Genomic DNA, 3,932 nt, shown 5'->3' with positions numbered 1-3,932 from the left:
GCAAGCACAGCTGGCGAATCGATCTGCATGGCAAGCCCTCCTTCTGCTGAGACAACTGTACCCCCTGATTTTTGAGCCCCCGGGAAGCGTCCGTGGCGGGCGATCTCGGACGAGAGATGATTTTTGCTTCGGTCGCATCCGACCGTGGACCGGTGAGCCCGTGCCTGTCGCAGGGCCGACACTAGGCAGGGCTGCCGCCGCATCAACGAATCGCCCCGACGAAGCTGTCAAGCGAAAAAGCGCAGGACTGTGACTTTTGGTGTATCTATCCGCGTACATTCACCAGCGTGATCATCGATCGCAGTGGATAGATCGCGGCAATTGCATTCGGCCCGCGAGCGTGGGACGGTAAGGCGTCAATCGCATTGATCGAAACGATGATGCGCCGACGTCCGGCGAGATTGTGGACGAGGAAACGCCGCACCGATTTCTGGAGGCGCACGAAATCGCACACCCGGAATATACGAGAAGCATTCGGGGAGCCCGCGTGAGCGACGAGTTCTTTCCCGCCGTCCTGGGCACGCGCCAGCGCTGGCTGGCCGGAGTCGGCGGCATCGGCGTTGGCTTTGGCGGGCCCTTTGCCCTCAGCGTTCTGCTGCTGGCCACGAGCGGAGATCCGCTCTTCGTCATCCTGCCCCTGCCTTTCCTGGGTGCGCTGTGGATGATCCAGGGCATGGCGCCGGCCGGCTATACGCTGGACGAGGAAGGCGTGGGGCTGGAGCGGCGGTGGCTGCGGCGCGTGGTCCCCTATGCCGCCATCGGTGAGGTCGATCGGCAGCCGCGCGCGGTGGGCGGGCTCGGCGGAGTCGGCCTCAACGGCCTCTTCGGCGCCCACGGGCTCCGCTGGAATCCGCGCACGGGCCGCCACTACCTCTTCATCGCCAATACCGTGGACCTCGTGTGGCTGCGTACGGCGGGCGGATTGATCGCGCTCTCGCCGGAGCGGCCCGACGCATTCGTGGCCGAGCTCAGCCGGCGGCTGGCCGCCGCCCGGCGCGACGCTGCCACCTGATCCACACCAGGACGAGCGCGACGAGCACGGCCACCACGGCCACGCGCTCGAAGTCGCCCGTCAGCCTGCGGAGCTTCTCGATGTGCTCGCCCAGGCCATAGCCGATTCCATAGCCGGCGAGGACGGGGCAGGGGACATAGACGATGGCCCCCAGCAGATTTGCGATGAAGAACTTCATGTGCGTCACGCCCACGATCCCGGCCAAGGGACCCGCCACCGTGCGCAAGCCCGGGATGAAGCGGGCCCCGAAGACGGCCCACGCGGCATGTCGCACCATGGTCCGCTCGTACTTCGTCTTTCTCTCCGCCGAGAGAGGCAGGCGGTCGAGGAGCCGCCGGCCATAGTATTGCCCGGCCCAGAAGCCCAGATTGTCTCCGACACTGGCGCTGGCGATGCCGACGAGGATGACGAGGGGAAGATGGAGCCGTCCCTGCGAGGCGAGATAGCCGCCCAGCACCAGCACGGACTCCTCGGGGGCGGGCACGCCCGCATTGCCGAGGAGGACGACCACCAAGATCGCCCCGTAGCCGATGTGCTGGAAGAGCTCGGTCAGGTCCGGCACGGGCGCCCCGCGCGCGAGATCGTCACGGCCGCGTGAGCATAGCACGACCGATTGACAGCGGCGGGCGCGTGGAGGTCAACTGATTCCCATGCGCATCCTCGTGGTCGAGGACGACCGGAAGGTCGCGAGCTTCATCCGCAAGGGGCTCGAGGAGGAAGGGCACACGGTGGACGTGGCCCCCGACGGCGAAGACGCCCTCGAGCGCGCGCTCGAAGCTACCCCGGACCTCGTCGTCCTCGACGTCATGCTCCCGAGACGCGACGGCTTCAGCGTGCTGCGGGCCCTCCGCGCGGACGGGGTAAAGGCGCCCGTGCTGATGCTGACGGCTCGCGATGCCGTGAGCGACCGCGTGGCCGGCCTCGATGCGGGCGCCGACGACTATCTGACCAAACCTTTCGCCTTCGAGGAGCTCCTGGCCAGGGTGCGCGCCCTCCTCCGGCGTGGCGGGGAACGCGCGAGCACGGTGCTCCGCGTGGGCGACCTGACCCTCGACCCCGCCACCCGCGAGGTGCGCCGCGGAACGCGACGCGTGAGCCTGACCGCGCGTGAGTACACGCTGCTCGAGTACTTCATGCGCAGCGCGGGCCGGGTGCTCTCGCGGTCCATGCTCGCCCAGCATGTCTGGGGGCTCGACTTCGACCCCGAGAGCAATGTCGTGGACGTGTACGTCGGGTATCTCCGGCGCCGCATCCAGGCCGAGGGCGAGTCCAGGCTCCTGCACACCGTGCGCGGCGCCGGCTACGTTCTCAGGGTGGACGCGTGAAGCCCCTGTCCTTCCGCGCCCGGCTGACTCTCTGGTACGCGGCGGTGCTCCTGGCCATCCTGGCCGTGGTCAGCGCGCTGTCCTACTCGGTGCTCCGCTGGAGCCTGCTCCAGCAGGTGGACGCCTCGCTGGCCGCCGTGGCGCAGATCGTCCGCGAGACAGACGAGCGAGGCGCGGGCGGCTCCGAGGTCGAGCGGGCCATCCGTGAGCTGCTCGGGCCCGGCTTCTCGGACCAGTTCTTTCAGTTCCTCGATCCCGAGGGCCGCTCGCGCTTCCGCTCGGGCTCGTCGCATCCCGGCAGCCTGCCCCTGTCGCTCGAGGCGCGCGTGAATGCCGCGCGCGGCCGGCGGACCGTCGAGACGCTGGAAGATCCGGTGAATGGACCGCTGCGGGTCCTGACCGTGCCCGTGCTGCGGGCGGGCCGGTCTGTCGAGATCGTCCAGGTCGCGGCCCCGCTCGCGCGCACGCGCCAGGCGCTGTCCCGTTACCTGACCACGTTGCTCGCGCTCGTGCCGGTGGCCGTCGGCCTCGCGGCGGCGGGCGGAGCCGTCATCGCCGGCCGCGCCTTGCAGCCCGTGCGCGAGATGTCGCGCACCGCCCGCCAGATCACCGCCCAGGATCTGGGACGCCGCCTCGCGCGCCGCGGCGCCGACGATGAGATCGACCATCTCGCCGATACGCTCAATGCCATGCTCGCCGGGCTCGAGGCCGCCTTCGCCCAGTCCCGGCGCTTCTCTGCCGACGCGGCGCATGAGCTGCGCACCCCCTTGACCGCTCTCAAGGGCGAGATGGAAGTGGCGCTCCGGGCGGCGCGCTCGCCCGAGGAATACCGCCGGGTCCTCGCCTCGAGCCTGGAAGAAGTCGAGCATCTCATCCACCTGGCCGAGGACCTCCTTGTCTTCTCGCGCTCCGCGCCCGGTCTCCCCGCTCCGACCGCTCCCGTCGATCTCGAGCCGCTTCTCCTCGAGGCGCTCGAGACGGGCGCCCGTCGGGCCCAGGGCGCCGGGGTGACCATGCGCGCCGACACTTTCGAGCCGGCCACCGTCCTGGGCGATGCCGGTGCGCTTCGCCGCGCCGTCCTGAACCTGGTCGACAACGCCATCAAGTACACGCCCGCGGGCGGCAAGGTCGAGCTCTCGCTCGTGACGGCCAATGGCCAGGCCCTCATCACCGTCCGGGACACCGGCATCGGCATCGAGCCGGGGGCCGCCGCGCGGATCTTCGAGCCCTTCGTGCGGCTCGATGCCGCGCGCGGGCGTGACACGGGCGGCACGGGGCTCGGACTGGCCCTCGTGCGCGCCATCGTCACCGCCCATGGCGGCACCGTGGAGGTCGAAAGCGCCCCGGGCGCGGGCAGCCGCTTCACGATTCGCCTGCCCCTGGCCCCCTCGAAGTAGTCGCGCCGCCCATCCTAGCCTGGACTGTTCGCGAGACAACGCCACCCTCACCCAGCCCTCTCCCTCGGAGAGGGAGAGGGCTGGGTGAGGGGGAGGCCAGGAAGCGGCACGCGCGCTCGTAAATAGTTCGGGCTAAGAACCTTCTCATCTGGGGCTCACCCTCCTCTCAGGCGGCCCTGCTACGTTTGGCGCACGCAG

4 protein-coding genes are annotated in these 3,932 nt (G+C 69.7%); 3 read left to right on the top strand and 1 reads right to left on the bottom strand.

Annotated elements, in window-relative coordinates:
• Window positions 1–487: 487 nt before the first annotated feature.
• The gene (locus tag VGT00_17145; protein ID HEV8533153.1) at window positions 488–1,012 is read left to right on the top strand and encodes a PH domain-containing protein; all 525 of its coding nucleotides are present in this window, start codon (window positions 488–490) and stop codon (window positions 1,010–1,012) included.
• Here VGT00_17145 and VGT00_17140 read toward each other — a convergent pair.
• Window positions 969–1,619: a DedA family protein gene (locus VGT00_17140; protein ID HEV8533152.1), complete on the bottom strand. Its 651-nt coding sequence runs from the start codon at window positions 1,617–1,619 to the stop codon at window positions 969–971. The two genes, VGT00_17145 and VGT00_17140, sit on opposite strands and share 44 nt — an antisense overlap.
• Window positions 1,620–1,662: 43 nt before the next feature.
• Between VGT00_17140 and VGT00_17135 the strand changes: the two genes are divergently transcribed.
• Together VGT00_17135 and VGT00_17130 are read left to right on the top strand one after the other, a co-directional pair.
• Window positions 1,663–2,337: a response regulator transcription factor gene (locus VGT00_17135; GenBank protein HEV8533151.1), complete on the top strand. Its 675-nt coding sequence runs from the start codon at window positions 1,663–1,665 to the stop codon at window positions 2,335–2,337.
• Window positions 2,334–3,734, top strand: a complete 1,401-nt coding sequence (locus tag VGT00_17130; GenBank protein HEV8533150.1) for an ATP-binding protein — start codon at window positions 2,334–2,336, stop codon at window positions 3,732–3,734. The genes VGT00_17135 and VGT00_17130 overlap by 4 nt, the downstream gene beginning before the upstream one ends.
• Window positions 3,735–3,932 lie beyond the last annotated feature (198 nt).

The organism is Candidatus Methylomirabilota bacterium (assembly GCA_036002485.1).
GTDB lineage: Bacteria > Methylomirabilota > Methylomirabilia > Rokubacteriales > CSP1-6 > AR37.
This window is presented reverse-complemented; position numbering and strand designations above follow the sequence as displayed.